This is a genomic window from Pedobacter sp. 01N416 (assembly GCF_056399685.1).
Genome location: NZ_JBFTRT010000022.1, coordinates 1 through 25,756 on the forward strand (window position 1 = coordinate 1; position 25,756 = coordinate 25,756).

General features: G+C 38.0%; 20 protein-coding genes. 9 read left to right on the forward strand and 11 right to left on the reverse strand.

The features are described from left to right. The 10 genes from AC1DND_RS02365 to AC1DND_RS02410 all read right to left on the reverse strand — a co-directional run. Window positions 1-171, reverse strand: a 171-nt coding sequence (locus AC1DND_RS02365) for a DegT/DnrJ/EryC1/StrS family aminotransferase (protein ID WP_477578835.1), incomplete at its 3' end; no start/stop codon positions are given. Beyond that, a complete protein-coding gene (locus AC1DND_RS02370) occupies window positions 171-923 on the reverse strand; it encodes a class I SAM-dependent DNA methyltransferase (RefSeq protein ID WP_477578798.1) in 753 nt (250 codons plus the stop codon). The genes AC1DND_RS02365 and AC1DND_RS02370, both read right to left, overlap by 1 nt. Beyond that, complete coding sequence (locus tag AC1DND_RS02375; RefSeq protein ID WP_477578800.1) at window positions 907-1,356, reverse strand: cupin domain-containing protein; 450 nt, start codon at window positions 1,354-1,356, stop codon at window positions 907-909. The genes AC1DND_RS02370 and AC1DND_RS02375 overlap by 17 nt, the downstream gene beginning before the upstream one ends. Then, the gene (locus tag AC1DND_RS02380) at window positions 1,353-2,597 is read right to left on the reverse strand and encodes an ABC transporter ATP-binding protein (protein WP_477578802.1); all 1,245 of its coding nucleotides are present in this window, start codon (window positions 2,595-2,597) and stop codon (window positions 1,353-1,355) included. The genes AC1DND_RS02375 and AC1DND_RS02380 overlap by 4 nt, the downstream gene beginning before the upstream one ends. Further along, a complete protein-coding gene (locus AC1DND_RS02385; protein ID WP_477578804.1) occupies window positions 2,578-3,234 on the reverse strand; it encodes an ABC transporter permease in 657 nt (218 codons plus the stop codon). Before AC1DND_RS02385 ends, AC1DND_RS02380 begins: the two co-directional genes overlap by 20 nt. Further along, window positions 3,227-4,417, reverse strand: a complete 1,191-nt coding sequence (locus AC1DND_RS02390) for a glycosyltransferase family 4 protein (protein WP_477578806.1) — start codon at window positions 4,415-4,417, stop codon at window positions 3,227-3,229. Before AC1DND_RS02390 ends, AC1DND_RS02385 begins: the two co-directional genes overlap by 8 nt. Before the next feature lie 80 nt (window positions 4,418-4,497). After that, window positions 4,498-6,195, reverse strand: a complete 1,698-nt coding sequence (gene asnB, locus AC1DND_RS02395; protein ID WP_477578808.1) for an asparagine synthase (glutamine-hydrolyzing) — start codon at window positions 6,193-6,195, stop codon at window positions 4,498-4,500. Window positions 6,196-6,341: 146 nt separating this feature from the next. Then, entirely contained in the window at window positions 6,342-6,845 is a 504-nt protein-coding gene (locus AC1DND_RS02400; protein ID WP_477578810.1) for a UpxY family transcription antiterminator, read from the reverse strand. A 182-nt stretch (window positions 6,846-7,027) separates the two neighbouring features. Then, window positions 7,028-9,433, reverse strand: a complete 2,406-nt coding sequence (locus AC1DND_RS02405) for a GumC family protein (protein ID WP_477578812.1) — start codon at window positions 9,431-9,433, stop codon at window positions 7,028-7,030. After that, window positions 9,433-10,248: a polysaccharide biosynthesis/export family protein gene (locus tag AC1DND_RS02410; protein ID WP_477578814.1), complete on the reverse strand. Its 816-nt coding sequence runs from the start codon at window positions 10,246-10,248 to the stop codon at window positions 9,433-9,435. Before AC1DND_RS02410 ends, AC1DND_RS02405 begins: the two co-directional genes overlap by 1 nt. Before the next feature lie 387 nt (window positions 10,249-10,635). Here AC1DND_RS02410 and AC1DND_RS02415 point away from each other — a divergent pair, with 387 nt between their 5' ends. The 8 genes from AC1DND_RS02415 (at window position 10,636) to AC1DND_RS02450 (ending at window position 20,909) form a co-directional block, all read left to right on the forward strand. Further along, window positions 10,636-11,010, forward strand: coding sequence for a hypothetical protein (locus tag AC1DND_RS02415; protein ID WP_477578816.1), 375 nt, complete (start codon window positions 10,636-10,638; stop codon window positions 11,008-11,010). Window positions 11,011-12,495: 1,485 nt separating this feature from the next. Then, on the forward strand, window positions 12,496-12,930 hold the full coding sequence (locus AC1DND_RS02420) for a hypothetical protein (protein ID WP_477578818.1): 435 nt from the start codon (window positions 12,496-12,498) through the stop codon (window positions 12,928-12,930). A gap of 881 nt (window positions 12,931-13,811) precedes the next feature. After that, complete coding sequence (locus AC1DND_RS02425; protein ID WP_477578820.1) at window positions 13,812-14,552, forward strand: glycosyltransferase family 2 protein; 741 nt, start codon at window positions 13,812-13,814, stop codon at window positions 14,550-14,552. A 177-nt stretch (window positions 14,553-14,729) separates the two neighbouring features. Next, the gene (locus AC1DND_RS02430) at window positions 14,730-15,809 is read left to right on the forward strand and encodes an MraY family glycosyltransferase (protein ID WP_477578822.1); all 1,080 of its coding nucleotides are present in this window, start codon (window positions 14,730-14,732) and stop codon (window positions 15,807-15,809) included. A gap of 1,032 nt (window positions 15,810-16,841) precedes the next feature. After that, complete coding sequence (gene gap / locus AC1DND_RS02435) at window positions 16,842-17,837, forward strand: type I glyceraldehyde-3-phosphate dehydrogenase (protein WP_477578824.1); 996 nt, start codon at window positions 16,842-16,844, stop codon at window positions 17,835-17,837. Window positions 17,838-18,198: 361 nt separating this feature from the next. Beyond that, window positions 18,199-18,609: a GNAT family N-acetyltransferase gene (locus tag AC1DND_RS02440; protein WP_477578826.1), complete on the forward strand. Its 411-nt coding sequence runs from the start codon at window positions 18,199-18,201 to the stop codon at window positions 18,607-18,609. A 32-nt stretch (window positions 18,610-18,641) separates the two neighbouring features. Then, window positions 18,642-19,652, forward strand: a complete 1,011-nt coding sequence (locus AC1DND_RS02445) for a phosphoglycerate kinase (RefSeq protein ID WP_477578827.1) — start codon at window positions 18,642-18,644, stop codon at window positions 19,650-19,652. 282 nt (window positions 19,653-19,934) lie between these two features. Further along, window positions 19,935-20,909, forward strand: coding sequence for a 3-keto-disaccharide hydrolase (locus AC1DND_RS02450; protein ID WP_477578829.1), 975 nt, complete (start codon window positions 19,935-19,937; stop codon window positions 20,907-20,909). Window positions 20,910-21,321: 412 nt separating this feature from the next. On the opposite strand, the gene AC1DND_RS02455 is transcribed toward AC1DND_RS02450, so the two are convergent. Then, window positions 21,322-22,893: a PepSY-associated TM helix domain-containing protein gene (locus AC1DND_RS02455; RefSeq protein ID WP_477578831.1), complete on the reverse strand. Its 1,572-nt coding sequence runs from the start codon at window positions 22,891-22,893 to the stop codon at window positions 21,322-21,324. Window positions 22,894-23,323: 430 nt separating this feature from the next. Between AC1DND_RS02455 and AC1DND_RS02460 the strand changes: the two genes are divergently transcribed. Then, on the forward strand, window positions 23,324-25,756 hold a 2,433-nt coding region (locus AC1DND_RS02460), incomplete at its 3' end, for a SusC/RagA family TonB-linked outer membrane protein (RefSeq protein WP_477578833.1).

Here is a 25,756-nt window from a genome sequence, read left to right on the forward strand (position 1 = left end):
ACCGTTACTAACCGCAATTCCGTACGAACTACCAATATATTTACTAAACTGAACCTCAAATTTAGTAATAAAAGGGCCTTCGCTACTGATCCAGCCTGTTTCAATACACTCAGTTAAGTATTTTAATTCATTGCCATTGAGCAGGGGAGTGTTAACCGGGATCGGATGCATTATAATTTTTTTAAAATATAACAAACGCCCCAAGTTTCGACTGTGGGTATGTTCTGACTCAGAAATTCTTCATTGTGAATTAGCTCAAATCCTGTGGCATAAGCTAGTAATTCTATTTCTGGCCTGCTGAAATGCCGCATTGGATGTTGTTCTTTAAAGGATTGAATTGTACCGTCTTTAAGGTCGTTTACGGTAATATCATAATTAACTTCAACAACATTTAATTCGGGATAGATTACAGGATTTGCATTTCTAGTAACCTCAATATTTTGATTTCGAAGTATTTTAGTTCGTTTTTCCGGTATTTGGAAATGTACGGCAGCACTGTGCCAAACATCGAAAATGAATAGACCATCTCTGTTTAAGTTCTGATGAACATTCTTGAATGTCTTGATCAAATTTTCATTGGTAGTTAAGTAGCTGATCACATGGAAAAGAGATATGGCAATATCAAAAGAGATGTTTGATCTAAAGTCAGTAATATCTGCAATTTGAAAACTCACTCCCTCTTTTTTATTCTGGTTCGCAATTTTGACCATTTCAGCACTCTGCTCAATACCGAGAATTTGATATCCTTTCTCTGCCAACAAGTTTGCATGTTTGCCAGTTCCCGAGCCTAACTCTATAATTTTATTGCCTTTAGAGTGGTATTTATCAAGTAAACCAATTAGATAGGCGGTTTCTGCCACGTAATCTTTGTCTCTATAAAGCAAATCGTAATATTGACTATAAAGCTTAAAGTTTTGGCCCATTACCTTTGGTTATTAAGTTGATGTTTTCAGGCTTGTAGTCAAATCTAATTTTGTCTTCATCACCACAATAGGGGCCTTGCTTAATTTCGATCATTTCGGAGTTTTCTAACATTTCGAAACCATGTCCGCCAGCTGCCAATAAAATTACATCGCCAGTTTCTACAATTCTACTTTGCAGGTAGACTCGTTCATCATCATAAAAATCTACCCTAACTTTTCCTGATTTAATATAAAGCACTTCTTGGGTAAGAACAACCTTTCGCTCAACTAGACTGTGCACATGAGGATCTATAACATACCCTTTAGGGCGGTTCATATAACCGAGCTGTTGAGAAAAGTCGCCAGGGGTAAAAAAAGAAATACCTTCCTTTTTATAGTGGGCGCGTATTATTATTGATAAAAGTTGCTCTCGGTTTTTTACTTCTTCGATCATGGGATTAAGTAAGAGTTTGCAATTTGCGATCCTGTTCTGGTAGAGAATGGAAAAGTACGTTTTGGTGTGGGCGAATCAATAATTTCAAATCCTAACTTATCATCTACCCAATCGTAAGTTTCTGCTTCACTAGCACCTAGCCAGGCATAAACGGTGTATTCATCAGGTATGAAGCTATTTAAATGTACAATACAGGTATAAACTTTATCTTTATCCTCAAAATTAATGTAATTATCTAAAGATGGAATTGCCTCCATTATAGTAACACTAGCACTATTTTTAATGCCAAATACGGCAAATGCAGCTGTTGAGAATAATGTTTTGTTAACCTTAAATTTTATTTGAAGTGTATGAGAGGGTTGGGATCCTCCAAGTTGTAATTCGATGTTTGTAAATTTTGGGTTTGAGACAATATTTGACGTCGTGTATTCGCTAAATAAAAATTGGCTTTGGTTTTTCAAATAATAGTCGACAGCTTTTTGTGATGTTCCTGTAAAGTTACACAGTCCATTTTCAAGTACAATCCCAGATCTACAAAGTTCGGTTACCGCGCCCATATTATGGCTCACAAACAGCACTGTTCTTCCTTCTCCCTTGCTCACTTCTCCCATTTTGCCTAAACATTTTTTCTGAAATTCTGCATCGCCAACAGCCAATACTTCGTCTATAATCAATATTTCGCTTTCTAAATGCGCAGCTACGGCAAAGGCTAATCTGACATACATGCCGCTGCTATATCTTTTTACTGGCGTATCTAAATACCGTTCTATCCCAGCAAAATCTACAATTTCATCAAGCTTACGTTGGATTTCTTTTTTACGCATGCCCAAAATGGCGCCATTTAAAAAAATATTTTCTCTACCGCTCAACTCTGGGTGGAAACCAGTGCCTACTTCTAATAAACTTGCAATTCTGCCTTTACCTGATATTTTTCCAGTAGTAGGGGCAGTAATCTTGCTTAGAATTTTTAGAAGGGTACTTTTGCCAGCTCCATTTCTGCCAATAATTCCTACGGCATCGCCTTGCTCTATCTCAAAATCAATGTTTTTTAAGCTCCAAACTATATCGCTATTGCTTTTGGTATTTTGGTCATTGGTTTCGCCAATTCTTAAAAAAGGATCTTCCTTGCCACGGATGCGGGCAAACCAACGTTCCAAGTCCCTACTAATGGTTCCAGTGCCTATTTGGCCCAATTGGTAAGCTTTACTCAGGTTTTCTACTTTAATGGCTATGTTCGACATGGGTGGTTAAACTAGTAGCATACATTAGCAACTGCACGCCAAAACCGATCAAGAATGACAAGTCTCTATATTTCGTGGTCATAGCAGAGATGATCATTCCCAAACCCAGGCCCAATAAGGCCATTAAAACCAATATTAGTGGGAATAATAAGATTGCCCAGGTGATGTTAAAATTTGCGCCAGAGAAATAATAATAAGCCAATAAGATGAGAAACAATACCATCTGTACCCCGAAACGCACGAGGTTACTCACCACAATGCTTAATGGCATAATTAACCGTGGGAAATATACTTTGCCGAAAATACTGGCATTGTCTTTAAAAACAGAGGAGGTTTTGGTTAAACAATCTGCGAAATAATTCCATGCTGTAATGCCAGCCATGTAAAATAGGGGTTTTGGTAAACCATCAGTTGAGATACCAGCGAGGTTGCCAAAAATAAAGGTAAAGATAATGGTGGTAAACAAGGGTTGAATAAAAAACCAGAGCGGTCCTAAAATGGTCTGCTTGTAGAATGAAACAAAATCTCTCCTGACCAATAGTACCAACAAGTCGCGATAGGCCCAAACTTCATACAGTTTTAGGTCGAACAAGGATGATTTTGCCTCAATGGTCCATTGCTCTTCTTCCTTAACCATAGCTATTAAGTTTGTTTAGCTGCATGTTTTGTTTATCATTATTAGATCCTATATGATCAATTGAGCCATTTACAATCAAGTTTTTGACCGATTGAAGATAGTGTGTATAACCAAATGCTTTGATACATTTCTCCTGAAGGGTCATTTTCTCATTTTCATTTTGGCTATGCTTTAGCAGTATAGATATGCTGCTTAGAATGCCTTGCTGATCGTCAGGATCAACCAATGCACCAAGCGCCCCGTTTTGAAGCGCATCTACACTGCCATCTTTATTACCGGCAATAACCCTGAGGCCACTGGCCAGGGCTTCGATGAATACAATGCCGAAACCTTCTTTTTTACTGGGTAGAATAAAAAGATCAGACAATAGGAAATGCTCGGTAAGTTCAGCTTCATCAATAAAACCGACCATTCTGATATGATCTTGAAGTTGGTTCGTTACAATTAAATCTTCTAATCGTTTCTTTTCCACGGCATCCCATTTTCCACCCAATAGGTAAACCAGGTTTGGGTATTTCTCCAAGAGTTGTGGCAATAGCTCAATGGTGTGGTCGTATCCTTTGTACTTCTCTGAAGAAGATAAGCGTGATAGTGAAAATAGCACTAAGTTTTCGCGATTTAAATGATAGCGATTCAATAAACGCTGTGGTTTTTCGAACTGGGTAGGCAGATAATAAAAGGGGTCAAGACAATTGTTTAATACTTCAATGTGATCTGCAGAAATGTGATGYATTTCCATAATTTTATCGGCAGTAAAATGACTTACGCAAATAATCTTATCCAACTGGTTTAACATTTTGAGTTTGGAATCTGATAGTTTTTTCCAAACTTCAATGCCGTGGGCCAATAAATAGATTCTTTTATGGGGATGTATTTTCTTGATGAAATAGACAATATTGATCAAATGAATATGGCTTAACAAAATCACATCTACTTTTAATCCACTTAAAAAAGATTGCACCACGAAGCGTTCTTTATTTCCATTAAAACCTTGAAACTGTTGTTTGCTCAGGTACCTGGAATCGCGGTCGGTATTTTTATCATACATGGAATATACTGTCGATTGAACGAGCTCTTCCTCGCTTAAGTCGTATAACACACGGGATAAACTTCTGCAAACCTTTTCAATACCACCGGTAAAACTAAAAGTTTTAAGCGTTAAAAATAAAATCTTAATCGGCATGATATATTCTGTATAAGGCTAGGGCAGAACTCCAGTGCAATTTGTTTTTTCCAAAGTTTTGTATGAGCGATTTTGCCCGTTTATTTGCATATCGGGATGGATCGGCAATGTCGCAGTTTTTTCTCATCCATTCCTGAAATGGAAAAGTAAACCCCATTTTCCGCCTTTTCCAGGTTTCTACAGGTAGATCTTCTTTGTAAGCCTCTACGAGGAGTTTTTTTTTTCTGTTCGTAACTAAACTTTATTTCTGTTGAAATGGAAAGAACCAGATCGACAAAATTACGGTCTAGAAACGGAACCCTTACTTCAACGCCATGACTCATGCTCATAAAATCGGTATCCTTTAACAACTGATTTTGCATGTACATGTTAAATTCAAACCAGCTTGCACGTGTTTCATTACTGGTTTTCTTTATTCCGGGGTGAAGCGGGATATCTTCCAGGCAATCGATAACCGTTTTCATATCGATGTTTAATAGTTCTGCAATTACATCTGGTGAGTAAACGCCCCGCAAGCACAGGTATTCGCCAATGGGAGAGTTTAAGCTAAGGTAATATAACCGTTTAAATTTGGTGTTGTTGGAGAAACGCATGCTCCGCAGAACGCTTTTACTCAGCCAATTTAGGTTTTGTATTTTATGGATCCGATCAAAAGAAGGGTATCCCCCAAAAAGCTCATCGGCACCTAAACCTGATAACAACACTTTTAWTCCTTGCTCTTTTGCTGTTTTACACACAAACCAGGTATTAATTCCATCATTTGTAGGTTGATCCATATCGGCTAAAACGGTTTCGAAATTCTGTACGAAATCGCGATAGGTAATAAGCTGTTCAATTTTTTGAATATTTATTTTTTCAAATAGGCTATTCCGCTGTTTTTTTTCGGAAAAATCTATTTCATTAAAATTGGCAGAAATACTGGATAACTGTTTGTTATTATATTGATTAGCCAGTATCGTAATGATACTCGAATCGAGGCCACCACTAAATAGTACACCTATATCAACATCAGAAATCATCTGCTGTTTGATAGAATGGCCAAGTTGTTCGCGGATTCTTTCTATCGCGTAGCTTTCATTATTAATGTAAGATGTGCTTTCAAACTCATGGTATGATTGTGTAGAATACTCAGCGTTTCTGATGTTATATTTCAGAAAGCAGCCTTTACCTAAGCTGCAAACATCTTTTAATGTGGTGTATGGCTCTGGGATATGGCCGAATGCAAGATAGTAAATCCGCCAATTTTCATTTTCCTGATAAATATCGACGTGTTTAAAAGCCTTTACTTCTGATGAAAAAATCAAGGATCCATTGGCAAAGTGGTAATACAATGGTTTGATCCCGTTTTGATCTCTTACCAAATAGATACATTGATGCCGCTTATCGAAAATACAGAAAGCAAAAATTCCGTCCAGTTTTTCGAAAGCTTTTTCTCTCCAATGCTGGTAGGCATAAAGTATTACCTCAGTATCGGTTTGTGTTTTAAAAATGTAGCCTAAATTAATTAACTCGGTTCTAATTTGCAGGTAGTTATAAATCTCTCCATTGTATGTGATAACAATATCTTCTTTGTGGCTTAACATTGGCTGGTGACCGCTAGAACTGAGATCTAGAATGGCTAACCTACGGTTACCCAGGCATACGGATGATTTTTTATCAGCATAAATACCATGATCATCAGGCCCGCCGTGTTGCATACTATCGCACATGGCTTTTACCTGTTGATTAACTTTTTCGAATGAATTTCTACTGTTTACAATGCCCGCTATGCGACACATAATCTTATTTTATCAACCAATTAGAAGCTTTTTAATGTGTATTGGATACAGCTTCGCCCCCTCAGTCACATCTTATTTTCAAAATGAACTGATCATTTTTTTATATCTTGTCGAGCCCTATCTCAAATCTCAGATCTCACATCACCCTAGAGTGGCTCTACAAATGCTATCGATGTATTAATATTAATCGAATAGCCCATATTTTGTAAACGTAAAATAATACGCTGTTTGTTCTGTAACGATACCAATTCGGCAATTATGCCTTTAAAAGGTCCAGCTTTAATCAATACGCTTTCACCTGGTTTAATGTCATAATCAATGAGCTCCAGATCGGCGTCTGTAGCGAGCAAGAGCTTAAGGTCATGGATTTGTTGATCAGGAATAGAAGCGACTTGGCTGGAGAAATAAATAAATCTGGCAACACCATTGGTCATCAAAACTTCTGCATATTCTCTGGCCGAAATATACGCAAATAGATAAGATTTAATCAAGGGCTCTTCGACGATTTTTTTACGGTCGCTCCATTGCTTAACTGCCTTTTTAAGAGGTAAATAAGTTTGGATTCCTTTCCTGTTCAATTCTTCATTCGCCTTTTTTTCTGCTCTCGAACGTGTATAAACCGGATACCACCTGTAATTTTGATCTATCATTATACTATATCAATGATTAAACTCCATCTTGTAAATTAACCAATCTAAACAGTTAGCGATTAATCTTTTCCATCTTCCATTTCTAACCACTAAGCCCTAAACCAGTCCTTCCATCATCCTTCTCACCTTCTCCGTCGTGCTATTTAGCCCCCCTCTCTTCCAGGAGAGGGCGGGGGGAGAGGTCATTTTCTTTTCCAAAATTCCCACCAGCTCTTCTCATCATCGTAATAACCACTTTTTCCATAGCCTGTGTAATTAGAATAGTAGTAGGTTCCGGTATTACTATGGGCATAATTGGTGGTATAAATGTTCGCATGTAACTTCTCATCACCAAATGAATTTAAAATAATAGCAATGTTGTTTAGCCCATATTCTTTTGATAAACGATCAGGAATAGTGGCGGCTCTGAATTTGGAAACACCTGAACGGATAATGAATAAATTAATATCTGCTTTTCTAATGAGCGGTACAGAATCTGAAACCAGGCCTACAGGAGCGGTATCAATAATGATATATTCATAGCGCTCTCTCAGTGTTTCGATCAGTGTTTCCATCGCCTTGTGATGCAGCAATTCTGAAGGATTTGGGGGTACTGGGCCAGAGGTGATGTAGTCGATATTGTGCCGTTCATCGGTAAAGATAATATCAGCTAAATCGGCCTGTTTTGATAAATAACTACTTAAACCAATGTGGTTGTCTGAGCCAAAGGCATGGTGAAGTTTAGATTTTCGTAAATCTGCGGCAATCAGAATCACTTTCTTGTCTATAATGGAAAGGGTACCTGCAAGATTTAAACTTACGAACGATTTTCCTTCACCCGAAATTTCAGAAGTGATACAAATTACTTTAGTGTCCTGATCACTCGCCATAAAACTCAAATTTGTTCTCACCGACCTAACCGATTCGGCAAATATTGATTTTGGTCGTTCTATAGACAAAACACTCTGGCCTGGTTGAACTTTTTTGGGATATTTTAAAATTACACCAATAATCGGGGTTGCGGTTAGACCCTCGATGGTTTCGATATCGTAGAGATAAGGATTTAATATCCTGACCAATAGAATTAAGCCCAGCCCCGAAAACAAACCCATAAATAAATAAGAGGAATAAATTTTCTTAGGCACAGGAGAAATCGGAAAAAAAGAAGGCTGTGCTACGCTGATAATTGTAGCACCAGAAATTACGGCTGCGGAGCTGATCTGCGCAGAGAGTTTTCGTTCAAATAGCATCGAAAACATACGTTGGTTGATATCGAAATTACTCTGTAATTTGGCGAAATCATTTTGTTTGGCCGGTATGCTGCCCAGTGCCTGATTTGCCTGGCCAATCTGCCCATTGATGTAACTGATTGTTTTTTGGTTACGTTCATGCAATAAACGGATATTGGTTACAATGGCCTGTTTCACTTCATTAATCTGCCGGTTAATATCCTGGATGGGCTGAGCGTCGGCATTAAAATTCTGTAACTTATTTTCTCTATTAATGATAAGTCCATTAAGCTGTGTAATTAAACCGGTTAAGAGGGTACTATTGGTGCCTTCCAGGTTAAGATTAAATTGTATTCTATCTTTATTGTTTTTTACCTGAGTTTCTAATTGTTGGATACCGAGTTCTTGTAATTGTAATTCTGCAATCTGGTTTTGTAGATTGCTCAGTTTCGAATTTCCGAGTTGCCGGTCGCTCGCTGGATCGATTAATTTATTATCGCTTTGAAAGCTAGAAAGTTTGTTGCCAGATTTATTCACCTGTGCATCTAAAAATGCGATCTGGCTATCCAAGTAATCTATAGTTTGTTTGGCCGATCTTTTCTTAAGCGTTGCATCATTTTTTACATATTGTTTAATGATCTCATTGAGCACATTGGCAGAGAAAACAGGATTGCTATCCGTGTGGGTAACACCCATAATATTGGTGTTTTTCTCCTGTTCGAATACATTTAATCCCCCTGCAGCTCTGCCATATAAATCTCTGATCCCATTGAATTTGAAACTGTAATTCCCGGTAGACGGAATTTCGGTTTTAACCGTAAACACCATATTTCCAACGTTAATCGCTTGACCATAACGATACTTTTTAGAACTCTTGTTATTGTCGTCGCTACTCGATAATTCAAAGGTTTTGCTATCAACCGGCTTAGCAGAATAGGTAGCCCTACTGAAATTAACTGAATCCTGGGTTAAAATATCAACTTGAAAAGGCTGTTTCGGATAAAGTTCGGTCACCCGTACCCTTCCTTCTAAATAGTAGCTAATTTTATAATCAAGATTCTTTAATGCGTTTAAAATTACGTCTTCCGAACGCATAATGATTCCCTCAGTCTGAATCTGGTTTTGATTAAAGGGGCGATAATTTACTGGCGAACCAGGAAGTGGTGGCATTTGTTGCTGCTGATCGCCATCTAACTTTAGCGAAGCAGAAGTAATATAAATAGGGGTAATGCTGCGTACATATAGCCAGGCCATCACAAAACTGATCAATACCGTCCCAGCAACCCAATACCACCTGCTTAGAAAAATCAACGCGATTTTCCAATAGTTAATGGTCTGGCTAGCTAACTTCTTATTTTCTGTTGGTGTAGTATTATCCATTAGCGGGTTAAGGTAAAGATTAATACAGCAAGATTGACTACCACAAGCAGCGGTTGTACGATATTATTAACACTTGTTAGTTTTTCGGTCAATGCTGAGCTCTTGGTTTGCTGCAGTACAATAATGTCATTATTCTGAAGGACTAAATTTTTACTGGCTAAACTGTTGATGTCATTCAGATTGACATAAATAATTTCCGGGTTGCTTCTATCGCCACGAATAATTTTCAGGGTCTTAGGGTCTGCTGTTTTGTTAATTCCTCCTGCTTCACCAATAATATCAATTAAGGTAGTGTTTTCGCGTTCCAGTAAAAAATTCCCTTGTTTGCTGAATTCTCCCAATAAAGTAACCTTTAAATTTATCACACTCAGTTCTATAATAGGATCGCGCAGTAGTTGTTTTGCATATAAATCCTGAATTTTAATAGCGGCATCCCGCCTGCTGAGGCCTAATACCTCCACTTTTCCGATAGCAGGAAGATTTACTTTCCCATCGGTATCCACTAAGTAAGAAAGGCTATTATTGATGGATCCACCTGCTGTTTGATTACTGCTTGTACTACTGTTGGCAGAGGCCGTGGCACCAAATTCTTTATTTTGCAGGTTTCGGATGGCCAACTGATCATTCACCTTTATTTTGTAATAGGCATCACTAATTCCCTGATCATTTACCACATATACCTGTTTAATGGTGTCGGTAACTATATCACTCGGGGCATTAAACAGACTATGCTCTTTTCTGGAAGCACAACCTACAAAAATTGAGCAAATGAATAAAATACAGACAGATTTTAATATTGCTTTTGTTGGGATCATAATTTGGGATGAGGAAATAAGTTTGTGCAATGGCTTACACGCAAAATATGGTTAAAGATGATTAATATATGGGTTAAAGATGCTTAAAAAAAAATAAACTGAAAAGTAAGATTTACTTATTGTCTTTTAAGGAGGTGATGAATAATGCATAGTTTCATTGTCCATTATAATTCAATGTTATTGGTCAATGCCTAATTAACAACGTTTTTTAACGCTATTTGTTTAAATCGGCCAACAATAAAAAAACGGAGTTAGTTTTTTACGCATTATTTTTGTATTGATAAAAATCATCATAAAAATATGTTTATGTATATTTATTAATACTCATTAATACTATTTGTGTAGAAGTTGTTTTATATTTGACCCGTCTATTCCAATTCATTGTCTATGAAAAAAGTACCTATTCTGTGTGCGTTTATTTTGTGTCTGTTTTTTTTAAAAGTAACTGCTCAAACAGGTTGCGTAAAATATTTCGGACCAGGATTTGAAGCTATTTATTATCCTACCTATCTGGGGAGTAACGGTATATTTGGTCCTAATTATGGAGGTACTCCAGTCAGTATCCCTGCTGGCTGCTATCCTACTGAACCTGCAAGTACTTTAACAAGAGAATGTACCATAGGCGGTATTTATGGGGGATTACTATTGCAAAACCACATTCAATGCCCTATTGATACCTATTTGCCGTTTTTTGTTTTACTCGCAAGCTGTTTAGGAGCAGGTTTTGTAAGAAACAGAATGGTATTTGGCTTGATTGGTTAGCTTATACCCCTTATTTATTTTTTACTGTTTAATTAAAATAATTTAAACGACCGTAAATACGCATCTTATACTCGTACTTTAGCATCAAAAAAATGTATTATGTTGTGTTTATTGCGGTATTTTTTTATTGCTTTTTATGATATTTGCTCAAATTGGTAAAGATGGTAAAGATGGTTAAGATTTTTTAAAATTTTTACTGTGCTCCTAGAAAATCAATTACGACCAACGCGGCTGAGCACTTTTCTTTTTTGTTTGTATTATCCCTACCTAAACACAATATAACCACACTGTAGATTGTGCGATAGATGATACGCTTGGTCTATAATATTTTCAATGGAATTATTTGGAGTATATTTCATTAGAAATAGAAAAAAATTATTCAATAATACCGATATCTACTGATCGCTCCGGCAAAAAATTCTTATTCATTCTGCTTTCTGCCTGATTCTTTTCCAAATCAGACACATTTGTGTAAGATCTCCCCCATGCTCGGTGGCTCACCAATCGCAACTTAACACCTCCATTTGGGTTATTTTTATCAAAATCCTTTTTATTACTTATTAATCAGTACATAGAATTGTTAATTTTGTATTATTGAATAGATTTAACAGTATTATTAGTTTTATTTCGTTGCATTTGTACAACGTATTCATCCCGGCGGCGTCCCATTTTTATGTTATTTAAAGCTAAGAATTTATTGCTTTTCATTTTTGTGCCATTGTCATTTTCGGCTATTGCGCAGACTAATCCAGTAGGATGTATAATTGTATTCCCTTATGGTGCGGTTGCTTCATTCCCGAACGTTTACACAACACTAACAGGTTTTTCGGTGCCCACAACAGAGAGCGCGGATATTCAAGGTCTTCCTGTTTATGATGGTTTTGGCGCCGGTGTAGCTGTCAGTTACTCCTGTTATAGAGATCCAGTACCCAATACTACAAGACAATGTGTTGTAAGAGGTACTTCTACTCAATGGTACGGGGGTGTGTTCGCTCAAAACTTTTATCAGTGCCCCATAGATGATTATATACCCTACATGATATTGGCACTGGCCGCCCTAGGCTTTTTTATAATCAAAAAACAAGTGGTATGTGGGACAAGTAATTATAGCTTGTCTTAAACTGCTTTTGGCCAATATTGAACAAGTCTTATTCATTTTGTTCATGACAATTGTCAAGGATTTCTGATTTTGCTTTAAGCGAATTTTTTATTTTTTCTTTGTTTAGGTGCTTTCTGGGCCATTTTTGACGAATTGTAGCGCGAAATCAGCGTGTCATACTCCATTCATATTCACCCCATTCGATAATTTATTTATGCTTTTTTGGTTAATTTTGTAATATTAATCTTACGATTATTTTGGTATTGTGTTGGTTTATATCATCACTTGGTTCCAAAATTTTGTTGTGTTATTATTATAATTTTTTTGTCGCAGAACATCTCTGATTGTGGGAGTTACGTATGTGCACCCACCAGTACCAAACAATAATGTCGAAATATCTCTTTTTAACTGTTTTGTCAACAGTTTTATTTTTCTCTAATGCCGTCGGAGCAGTAGGCTGTAAAACCGGAAATTATATTTATACAGTTCAAAGTGGAACTTATTTTGACGGAGGGACCACTATGCCACTATACACTGCATCTGATCGAATCACAATAAGAAACTGGCCTGAAGATCCAAATTGCGGGATTTTAAGAACTACCTCAGATAATTATCCGGTAGCCAGTGGCGGCTCTGGCAATCCTCAATCTAAATGTACTTCTCTGGAAAGTGTTTCTAATCAGGGTGTTCTGGTGGATTACAATCCATCTGATAGCAATTGTATGCTGTTACCATTAGATGATTATGCGCCGTATTTAATAAGCTCCATCGGATTTCTTGGTTTTATCATAATTCGTAAAAAAGGATCAATTCGCATCTAGTCTATAAGTCATTATACTGTTATTCCTTATAGTGGTAATTTTGTATCACTAAGGGCCATAGTGTTGCCATAATATTGAACAAAAAGAACGGCAAATGCATAAGTTAGACAAACTAATTTTATATGGGGTCAGTATCGATATGAATGAAGGGGCGTATTAGTTATCATATTATTCTTTTCTTGAAATACTTTATACGCATTTGTTCAGGGTTCAGCCACGGGACGCATCATGCCTGATGAATAAATCGTTTACCGAAATCAGTAATAAATGTGGAATCCTCTTAATAGTTGAAAGCAGTTGAACAAAACGAATGTAGTTTCTGCATTAGGTTTGGTGTAGTTTTGATTTGGATATAATTCTACAGTTATGAACTCCTTGAAATGCTTAGCTATATGGATTGTTTTATTTCTCTATTCTACCTTAGCTAAAGCTACCGATGGATGTTTGATCACCGGCGGGACTGAACTTTATGATACTCCCACATTAAATGTTTTAACAGGAGGATATAAGMTTTATACCAATTCCTTATATCCTTTATCCAGTAATTATTGTAGTTGGGCAGCCGTATCATATACAGGAACTACATGTGGTGTTTGTTCCGGCTTGGGAATTTGTGTAGCTGGAATCTGTCCATGTCTTGGAACAGCTAAATATGGTTTGGAGGGGTCATTCACAATGGTTTTATGCAACTTCGATGACCATTCGTGGCTATTGGGAGCTACAGCAGGGTTATTCGGCATATTCATTATTAGAAAACGAAACAAACCATAGATCATCTTTGTCTGTTCGAATAGGAAACCATTCGGCATATGTAAAGCTATTCTTTATCTTTACCATAGTTTTCAGCTTAAAAAAAGTCGAAGAATCCCCGTTTGGTAACCATGAAAATATCACTCATTACAGTCGTTTACAATGGAGAAACCTTCTTGCAAGAGTGTTTTAATTCTGTAATGGCGCAAAGCTATCCGGATGTAGAGTACCTGGTGATTGATGGGGGATCGACAGACGGAACGTTAAATATTATTCAGGAGAACCAATCTCATATTGATTATTTTGTTTCAGAAAAAGATAAAGGTTTATACGATGCCATTAATAAAGGGATCCAGAGGGCAACAGGAGAGGTAATCGGAATCTTAAATGCCGATGATTTATTTGCACACCCCGATGTATTGGCATCAGTAGCCAAAACCTTTATCGATCAGCCGAAAATAGACGGATTTTATGGCGACCTCAATTACATCCATCCAAAAACACATAAAATTATCAGGACGTGGAAATCACGGCAAAACACCTTTCAGGATCTTAAAAAAGGCTGGATGCCCGCACATCCTACACTGTATTTGAAAAGATCTTTGTTTGAAAAAAACGGCGATTATGCCTTAGATCTGGGTACCGCTGCCGATTACGAATTAATATTACGTTACTTTTATACCCATAAAATAGAAGCGGTTTACCTGCCTATCTTAATGGTGAATATGCGTATGGGAGGGGTAAGTAACCAATCTGTGATGAGCAGGGTCTCTGCCTTTGTTAATGATTATAAAGCCTTAAAAAGGAATAAGATGCCCTTGCCTTTTTGGGTATTGCTAAAGAAAAAGTTAAGCAAACTCAGTCAGTTTTAATGTTAATAAACAGTACTTTAGCACTATTTGTTACTTTTCGGTTTAAGGTTAGGAACTTTTGTTGTCTGTTTAGTATGACGTAAATCAATTATTTTGATATATGTCATGTTAAACATTTTACATCGCAATTTTGTTTATCTTAGTATAGTTATATTTGCTTGCAAGTCCCTATAAGTTTTGCTAAAAGATATTCTGAATACCAGCCCTGACTATTTCTGTATAGCCATATTTATTTTGGCCTTTTCAACCGTAATTATAAGTATTCCAAGTATAATCTATACTTCTTTAAAGTATGGCCTTTTTGATAAAAACGACCTGTACCGTAAAAAACATAAACGCAATATTTCACGTTTAGGTGGCTTGGCCATTGTAGGTAGTTTTACCGTATGTATCTTGCTTTTTTCGGCCATTATTAATTTTAAAGAAGCTAATTTTTTAATTGCATCGTGCATCATCCTTGCGGCACTTGGTTTAAAAGACGATGTTTATGGCACCAATACCAGTACAAAATTTATTTTGCAGATCGTAGTCGCTTTTATCCTGGTTTTTTTCGGTGCTTTTCGTTTAACAAGTTTGTACRGTGTATTGGGTATAGGAGATATGCCGCCCTTATGGGGAAGCCTTTTTTCGATAGCATTAATTATTTTCCTGAATAATGCATTCAATTTAATAGATGGCATTGACGGATTGGCAGGTGGAATCGGCATTTTAACAAGCCTGGCTTTCGGTATTTTGTTTTCTTTGATGGGACAAGTGCCATATGCATTTATAGCCTTTGCCCTTGCGGGTGCCATCGCAGGCTTTTTAAAATACAATTGGTTTCCTGCTAAAATATTTATGGGCGATACAGGTGCACTGATCATCGGGCTTATTTCTGCTGCCCTGGCCATTAAGTTTATAGAGCTCAATAAGTTTACAGGTGAAAATAAACCTGCTTTTTATTCTGCGCCAGCAATAGCGGTAGCAATACTGATCGTACCCATTTTCGACTCATTAAGAGTTTTTACCATCCGTATTTTAAAGAGAGGCTCTCCGTTTAAGGGAGACCGTAACCACATCCACCACCGTTTAGAGCAGTTAGGGTTTAAGGCCAGCTGGATCGTAATTTCTACTGCGGGGTTTAATCTGGCTACAATAGTAGCCACCATTTTCCTTCAGCATCTTGGGAATTTTATATTGATTTTGCTCATTATTGGTCTCTGCATTGCGTTTAATACCTTGCTTACCTTAAGCCTGCTTAAAAAGAAAGGCAGGTAAACTTTAATAAGTAATCTTAATTCGATTAATATTTACATATTGATCAATTTTTAGCTTCATTTCCTAACGCGGTCGTCATGCTGAACTTGTTTTATTAGTTGTTTTCTATTGTTTTTAAAAGCCTAATAGCTACTTCGTGGTCAGCATCCTTCCAACTAGATAGACCCTGAAATAAATTCAGGGTGACGACAGTGAGTTGAAAATCTACAGAAGATCTTTAAAGGCATGTTATTAATCGAGTTCAGGTTAATAGCCTATGTTCCTGCGCTCTTAAAATAAATTTTACTCAAGGCCTGTAGGACAAAACTAGGGGCAGCTTTGTATCGGTTTCCTTGCAGATTTGAAGTACCTAGCCCCGGTCGCAGCGGCATCCCTGGAGCGCAGCGCAGGGATATAGCGAAGAACGGGAACAAACATCCATAGCTATACAGGCGCTGCGCTCCTAAAAAAGAACTCATTTTTTTAAAGCGGATGACTTTGCGCTCTTAAAATAAATTTTACTTTTTTTAGTAAAGCACGTGTAGTGCCTATCGGTTTGGGCAGCCCTTCTTTCCGCTCCTATCTTTTTGTGGTGGTTAGCAAGATGTTGTTGGTTGCTGCAACAAAAAGGATAGCCGCTACAATAAGGTTTATTTAACCAAGGCCCGTAGGACAAAACTAGGGGCAGCTTTGTATCGGTTTCCTTGCAGATTAGAAGTTTCTAGCCCCGGTCGCAGCGGCATCCCCGGAGCGCAGTGCAGGGATATAGCGAAGAACGGGAACAAACATCCATAGCTATACAGGCGCTGCGCTCCTAAAAAAGAACTCATTTTTTTAAAGCGGATGACTTTGCGCACCGGAAATTTATTGTCCATCGATTGCCATGGTCTCTTTCCACTTCTATCATTTTGTAATGCCAAGTAGAATATTTTTGACCTTAGCACGAAAAAGATAGCTGCTGAAATAAGGTTTCATCATACCTTTTCCATCTTATATAATCAGGTCTTTGCTTTGATAAATAAATACTAATTTTGCGCTCTAATTTTTATAATAATGAGGCTGGCAATAAATGGTTTTGGTAGAATAGGAAGAACATTTTTACGCTTAGCATTGGCTGAGGGATTTGAAGTGGTGGCGATTAACGACCTGGCAGATGCCAAAACGATGGCTCACCTATTTAAGTACGATACTGTTCATGGTGTTTTCGCCGGGAGTGTTTCTGCAAAACCTGATGCACTGGTAATCAATCAGCTTTCTATTCCGGTTTTCGCTATCAAGGATGCCGATGAATTGCCTTGGTCGGCACTTAGGGTAGATCTGGTTATCGATTGTACTGGTAAAAATCTAACCAAGTCATCAGCAGAAAAACACATTACATCAGGCGCAAAACAGGTGTTGATCTCAGCCCCGGCTGCGGATGATATTCCGATGGTTGTATTAGGTGTAAACGACCATCAGATTGATTTAAGTAGCCCTGTATTATCAAATGCCAGTTGTACAACGAATAATATTGCCCCTATGATTAAGATTTTGAATGATAACTGGGGTGTTGAAGAGGGTTATATTACGACGATCCACTCGATGACAGGTGATCAGAATCTGCATGATGCGAACCATAAAGATCTGCGCAGGGCAAGGGCAGCTTCATCCTCCATTATTCCAACTACAACAGGGGCAGCAAAAGCCATTACCCATATTTTTCCGGAACTGGATGGCCGTTTAGGTGGGGCAGGAATCAGGGTTCCGGTTTTAAACGGATCGTTAACCGATTTTACCTGCCTGCTAAAGAAGAAGACAAGCATTGAAGAAATCAATGCAGCTTTTAAGCACGCTGCACAAAATGAATTGAAAGGTCTTATTGAGTATACCGAAGATCCAATTGTATCAGTCGATATTATCGACAACCCACATTCCTGTATTTTCGATTCGTTATTAACCTCTATCGTTGGCGATCTGGTTAAAGTGGTGGGCTGGTATGATAACGAATTTGGTTACAGTAGCCGTTTGATCGATGTGGTGAAAAAAATTGATCAGCTTGGTAAAGGCTAAAATGTAGGGCTGGTTTATTGCTTTATTAATCAATAGTACATGGTTAATTGCCTGCTGTAATCGGTTATTCATTGCAAAGCCCCAGTTCCAGATGCTGGATTAATTAATCGGTGGATCGACTCCTACCTCAGTGTTATTAAGTTAAGGGATAAATCGCAAACAGATGTCATCGTGAGGGATAATTTTTTGTATAAAAATCAAAATAGATGAAAGAGTCGTTTTTTTGCAGTGATCTAAAATGTTAAAAATTCTGGCCGATATTATTATCGGGTTTCAATTGCTTTATTAACTTTGCAAACGTTTGCAGTGCATCCAATAGCAATATCTTCACACTTGATGTAAGCTAGCTGATATTAAAAATATGGTCAAATTTATTCTTCCAGAAGAAGTACTGCCTTTAAGAAGCCTGGTTTTGCGCAATGGCAAACCATTCGAAGCATGCGTTTTTGAAGGCGATCTTGCCTACGATACCTTTCATCTTGGTTTTTTAAAAGATGGAGAAATAAAATCAATTGCCACCTTTATGCGGAACGATTTTTTTCCGGAAGAAGGAGAGGGCTATCAGCTTAGGGGCATGGCCACCCATCCCGATGCAGTTGGAAATGGTTATGGTGCTGCACTGGTTACTTTTGCCATTGAATACCTGAAAGAATATAAAACCGATTACTTATGGTGTAATGCCCGTTCAACGGCGGCAGCTTTTTACAAGAAAATCGGCTTTACTACCGAATCGCCAGAGTTCGATATCCCTGGCATCGGTTTCCATTACTAAATGAAATTAAACTTAAATCAAAATAATTAAACATGAATACAATTGACCAGTTTGACTTTAAAGATAAAAAAGCATTAATCAGGGTAGATTTTAATGTGCCTTTAGATGACGAATTTAAAATTACAGACGATAAAAGAATCAGGGCGGCTTTGCCAACCATTTCTAAAATCTTAAAAGATGGTGGTGCGGTTATTTTAATGTCTCACTTAGGTCGCCCGAAAGATGGCCCTACCGATAAATATTCTTTAAAGCACATCTTATCTGATCTATCTGCTCTTGTTGGTGTTGAAGTTAAGTTTGTTGATGATTGTATTGGCGAAAGCGCAGTAAAACAGGCAGCTGATTTAAAACCAGGTGAAGTTTTATTGTTAGAAAATCTTCGTTTTTACAAAGAAGAAGAAAAAGGTGATGTTGCCTTTGCAGAAAAATTATCAAAATTAGGCGACGTTTATGTAATTCTTTTGATCGAGAAATTGCTGGATAAGGTAGATAACCTGATTATTGGTGGTGGTATGGCTTACACTTTTGCTAAAGCGCAGGGCGGAGAAATTGGCACCTCATTGTTAGAAGCCGATAAACAAGCACTTTCTTTAGAATTGATCGAAAAAGCAAAAGCAAAAGGCGTAAACCTGATTTTACCTGTAGATACCGTAATTGCTGATAAATTTGCAAATGATGCCGATAAGAAGGATGTAGACTCTGGTCAGATTCCTGCAGATTGGATGGGACTGGATATCGGCCCAAAATCGGTTGCCCTGTTCCAGGATGTAATTAAAAATTCTAAAACCTTGTTGTGGAACGGACCGATGGGCGTTTTCGAAATGGAAAGTTTCCAGGTAGGTACTAAAGCTGTTGCAGAAGCAGTTGTAGCGGCTACTAAAGATAACGGAGCATTTTCATTGATCGGTGGTGGCGATTCAGCAGCCGCAATTGCAAAATTTGGCATGGAAGATGAAGTAAGTTACGTTTCTACCGGTGGTGGTGCTTTACTTGAGTATATGGAAGGCAAAGAATTGCCAGGTGTTAAAGCCATTAATGGATAAATATCAATCTTATATATAAACGGGCCCTTGCAGATCAAATTTGCAGGGGCCTTTGTTTTTAGATGATTTCAACTTACGCTGTTTTGCACATGGGTTAGCACACTTGTTTATTAAGACTTATCGTTATAACGGTACAGCAGTCTTGTAACGATGCTGTGCAGGAGCGAAGCACTACTTGTGCTTAAAACAAATAAATCATACCTTACTGGCAATTTACCTTGGCCTGTAACTTATTGGTCCTGGGTTATAAAACATCAGGTACATAATAATCAAATTACATTTATGAGAAAAAAAATCTTTTTGTTTAGTATAAGCTGTCTGTTCCTTGCAGGTCTGTCTCAAAAAACATTTGCTGCAAGAGTAACGATACCCGATAACATTAAACTTGCTGTTGAGCCTGCAGCATTGATTGGCCGTTGGGACATTACCGTTGATGTAAACGGAAAACCGGCGCCTGCCTGGATGGAAGTAAAACTATCTGGTTATAAAACTTTAGTGGGGTACTTTGTATCTACCGCTGGTAGTGCGCGTCCGGTATCGGAAGTGAAGTTTGATAATGGAAAATTCAGGTTCGAAATCCCGCCACAATGGGAAAGCGGTTCTTCGAATTTAGTTATCGATGGCACCGTGGGCGATGCAGGGATTCAGGGAACAATGACCAATTGCGATGGTAAACAATATAACTGGAAAGGCGTTAAGACACCTTACCTGAAAAGAACGGCAGCACCAGCTTGGGGCAAACCCATCAATTTGTTCAATGGCAAGGATCTGTCTGGCTGGAAAACCAATGGACCAAACCAATGGATAGTTAAAAACGGTATTTTAACCAGTCCGAAAGCGGGCTCAAATCTGATTTCTCAACAGAAGTATAATGATTTTAAGCTTCATGTAGAATTCAAATACGCCAAAGGCGGAAACAGTGGGGTATACTTAAGGGGCCGTTACGAGGTGCAGATTGAGGACAGCAAAAAAGATGCACATCCTAACAGCGTGCTATTCGGTGGCATTTATGGATTTTTAACCGCCAATGAAATGGTTACGCTTGGCCCGGATGAATGGCAGCGTTACGATATTACCCTTGTTGGCCGTTTGGTAACAGTGGTAGCCAATGGTAAAACCATCATCAGTAACCAGGAAATCCCGGGCATTACCGGAGGGGCATTGGATAGTAATGAGGGAGAGCCCGGGCCTATTTATCTTCAGGGAGATCATGAACCGATCGAATACCGGAAAATCGTCATTACACCGGCGAAATAATTATCTTTTATAGGAGAGGCTGTATCATAAATACAGACATTGTTATCCTGAGGGTTAATTTATTGTATAAAAATCGATATAAATAACTGATTTTTTGCAAATGTTAGATTATGAGGATCGTCATTCCCAACTTGATTGGGAACCACGGAGTGCTCATGAATGCCTCTGAAAAAAGGAAAACTTATAAGTAATCGTAATGCAAGCGCTTTAAGATTCCCGCCTGTGCGGGAAAGACGACCACTCTATTGGAATCTGTCATTATCAAATTTCAAGTTTTTCTTCGTTGTAAGCTTTTACCTTACTATCGATAGCGATGAAACGTTCCCTAGCGGGAAGTTCGAAAGCAGCTGAAAAATTTTATGGAAAAGAAATAGCCACAGGGACCGTCGGATGTTACTGTGATATGATCACTCTAGAATACCTCAAAACCAGTATTTAGCAACAACATATACACAGCCAGGTAACACACTAAAAATGCTGTCGATAAGGCAAAATAGCGGGTTACCTTATGACTGCCTTTTTTAAAGGGAAGGAGAAATAAGATATTGAACATTTCAGACAACAATGCACATATAAAATTCAGGCATACCATTACGCAGCTAAAGGCCACTACAAAAATGGCTGGCTGGATAACAATTCCTGAAGGAAGGCCATAGAGTGCACCCATCATAAAACTAATCGGAAGAATAATCGAAGCATATTTTAATCCCGATTTAAACTGTAAGAGAAAGTACTTGCCGAGTTTCGGAAGCGGCGTTTTTGTTTTCGCTGGTTTTAATTCTTTTTCAACAGCAGGGGCTTCCAATGCCTCATCTAAAGCTGCTTCATTTGTTTTTCGTTTTTTGCCCTTCTTTTGTTTTTTATAACGGGGCCACCAGATTATAAAACCTGTAATAAAAAGTGCAAGGGGCATTAAACCGGCGATGATAGCGATAATCTGTGTTGGCCTGCCACCAAAGCTCCCATAATGGATTGGTGTTAACCAGCTAAGATAAGCATTGCCAACATTGGGGAAATCCTTCTGGCTGTTCAACATTACTTTGCCTGTATATTGATCAACAACGAGCATTTCTCTTTTCCCCACTTTAGGTAGGTTTCCGCTCACTACATCCAAACGATAAGTTCCTGTTTTGTCGGCCGGAAAAGCAATCCCGCCAATATAACCATTAGGCATTTTTTCTTTAGCTGCGGCAACAATCTGTTTAAGGGGAAGTGGTACCGCCTGTGCATGCCATGCCGATTTAGCGCCTAATAATTGGGCTACGCCTTGCGGCGATTTTCCGCTTAATAAAAAAAGAAAAGGGATTACCAGGGTGGAGAAAGTAATGGAAAAACCCGTGAGACTTAGTATGGCCACAATAGACGACGAGTAAAAGCCCAGCGAATTGTGCCAATCGTAATTCTGGCGTTTAAATGAGCCCCTAAACCTTACGCTAAGTGCCGATTTTAGCTGTTTCCATTTCTTTGGGATCCATAAACGCAAACCTGAAATGGTTAAAATTAAAAGGCAGAGGGAAGCCAGTCCGCAGATATAACGCCCGGCAACAGGGATAAGCAATGTTCGGTGAAGTTCGGTAACCACATGGATAAAAGAGCTGGTATGGATTCTTTTACCCGTTGTTTTTCCGGTATATGGATTAATAAAAGTTTCTCCGCCACTTTTTGAATTCAGAACGCTGTAAGCTTCATTGGGGTTTTTGAAGTTGTTGAGCATCAGATAATCTATTTTCAGATCCGGATAGTTTTTCCTGATCAAGGGTACAATATCCTCAACGGGCATTTTTTGTTTCTTTGCAATTACCTCGAACAGGGTAGGATTCAGCGCACGGTCAATCTCATCCTGAAAAACCAAAATACTACCGGTAACACCTACAAAAGCTACAATTGCTCCTGCAATAATACCAACATAAAGATGCCATTTGCCAAACCACCGTTTCTGGTGTTTTGCCCAGTTTAGACTTTTAGGATTCTGTTCTGATTTCATTTTTGAGCGTTGCATTCCCTTATGCAGTATGATTGGTTTATGCCTACAAAGAAATCGTTTTAATTGCTTTTATCCAAATTATTTTTAATAAGTCTAAATAATGATTTAAATAAAAAAATTATATCTACATCCTAATAGATCCTTTATACTTTTTGCTTCGATAAACCTCAACAATACTGTAAATGCCTGGGCAGAGAAGGAGGTAAAGTTCACGTAGATAGCCCTGATGTGGTTTATTTGATGTTTCAGGGCATATTTTATTCACCAGCAAGGGTAAGGGCAAAAAAAACATTGTAAACGATCAAATTAGTGGTAGTTGCGGCTAGGTATTCTTCTGAGATTTATCCTAACAGCATGGATTGTTTTGTTATGCTCTAAACTAACCAAGAAAAAACCAAACAAAAAAACTAACCAACCAAAGATCAAGATTATGAAACAGGTATTACAAATGCACTTAAGGGTGCTCGGAATCGTTTTCATCTTACTGCAGTCCTATCATGTTTTTGCGCAGGTAAAAATATCGGGAAAAGTAGTTGATGCAGAAGGGAAAGTTCCATTGGCAGCTGCCACAATTACTGTTACAGGGGGAGCTGCATCCTCGGTAATGGCGGATGAGTCGGGTAAATTTACAATTGCCGTACCCAGTGGCGCATTGCTAAAAATTACAATGACCGGGTATAAAACTGTAACCGTTACACCTAAAGCGGGAATGGTAATAGAAATGGTCTCTACCGCTATTAATTTAGGTGAAACGGTAATTGTCGGTTATTCAAAGCAAAAGAAAACGCTTTTAAGCGGATCTGTAGCTACAGTTAAATTTACAGACAAAGACACTGAAATCCCGACCACATCAGTAGGTAATTTATTAGCTGGCAGAATGTCTGGTTTAAGTGTTTCTACACCAAGTGGCAAACCAGGAGAACAGCCTAGTATAAGCATAAGAACATCAAGTTCATGGAATCCTGCCCCAACTTTATATGTAATTGACGGAAAAGTTACTAGCGACGCTGCAGAGTTTAATAATTTAAGCCCTAATGATATCGATGAAATAAGCATTTTAAAAGACGCAGCTACTACGGCTGTCTATGGTTCTCGTGCTGGTGGCGGTGTAGTAATGGTTACTACCAAACGCGGTAAAGCAGGTAAAGCAACGGTTAACTACTCGGTAAATACCGGAAAAGACGTTCGCGGAAATAACATGAAGCTAACCAATATTATGGAATGGGGCGATATTTACCATAGAATTGCAGGAGCGGCAGACAACGTTTGGACCCCTGCTGCACAAGCTTACTTTAAAGATACAGATTTTGGTGGTGGCAAGGGCTATGGTTTCAACGCCTTAAAAGATGTTTACGTAAACCCTTATATTACTACACATAATTTAAGCGCATCTGGCGGTACAGATAAGCTTCAATATTTTATCGGCGGTTCTTATGTGGATCAAGAAACATTTATCAAGAACACCAACATGAAAAAATATAATGTTAGGGCAAATATAACAGCTAACCTTACCAAAGATGTAGCGGTTTTTGCCGGCCTTAGCTTAAACAATAATAAATTTTCTGCCCCCCAAGGCGATTGGTCAGGAGATATGTATCCTAAACTCATGGTATGGCAACCTTATATGCCATCTTTTTCTGCCTCGGGTTTACCGGTAGATTATTTTTGGATTACCAACAAACCGGCTGAAGCAAATGGATTAGCAGGTTACAACAATTCAGAAAGCTTGAGTTCTATAGCTAACTTAAATTTAACCTACAAAGCGCCCTTTTTAGAAGGATTAAGTGCTAAAGTTGGTTATATAAAAAGTTTTAATAATAGCAATCAAAAAATATACCAACATCCTTTTACCTATTACCAATTGAAACAAATTGAGCCCGGCATTTGGGATTTAAATTCTAATGTAGGGCAGCGCCTTAGTTTCCATACGCCTAGTATACAAAAAAAATCAGCCTGGAATCAAGAGGATCAATTAAATCTTCAATTAAACTTTGATAGAAACTTTGGCAAACATCATGTAAATGCGGCATTGGTGTATGAGCGTCAAGAAAGGAAGTACGACGGTATAGATGCCACCATTAATGGTTTCCCTATTTATACTACCGACCAATGGTGGGCTTCTACTGGTGGCGGAGGTGTTGTAAATGGCACAGCTACAAAACAAATTAGTAACATGTATGGTTTTCTGCCAACAACAGGTCGTAAATCGTTTATCGGGCAATTTGCTTATGATTACGCAGACAAGTATATTGCTACTTTTGCTTATCGCTATGATGGTTCAGTATATTTCCCTAAAGATAAACGTTGGGGTTTCTTCCCTTCTGTATCTACAGCTTGGGTAATTTCTAAAGAAAATTTCTTTAAAAATGTAAAAGGAATTGAAGCCTTAAAAATAAGAGCTTCAGTTGGGCAAACAGGTAACGATTTTGTGCCAATAGACCCAAATGGGGCTAGGGATGATTTTAATGCTTTACGCTGGCAATATGAAGATAAATACGCAGCTGGCAACAGTGCAATTTTTGGCGACTCGCCTTCACTTTATCCAGGTATACAATATAGTGTATATCCGAATCCAAACATTACCTGGGAAAAATACTTGAACAAAAATTTTGGTGTTGATATCAGTTTCTTAAAACACTTTACGGCTACAGCAGAATATTGGCATACGCTTACCTATGATATTTTAAGCACTAAAATTCAATCTACACCCCCAACTTTTAGTCGCCCTTTACCATCAGTAAATTATGGCAAAATGAAAGCAAATGGTATTGATTTAAGTTTAAATTACAATAATAAAGCTGGTGAAGTTAATTACAATGTAGGCTTAAACTTTACTTATGGCGATTCTTGGTATGTTATAAGG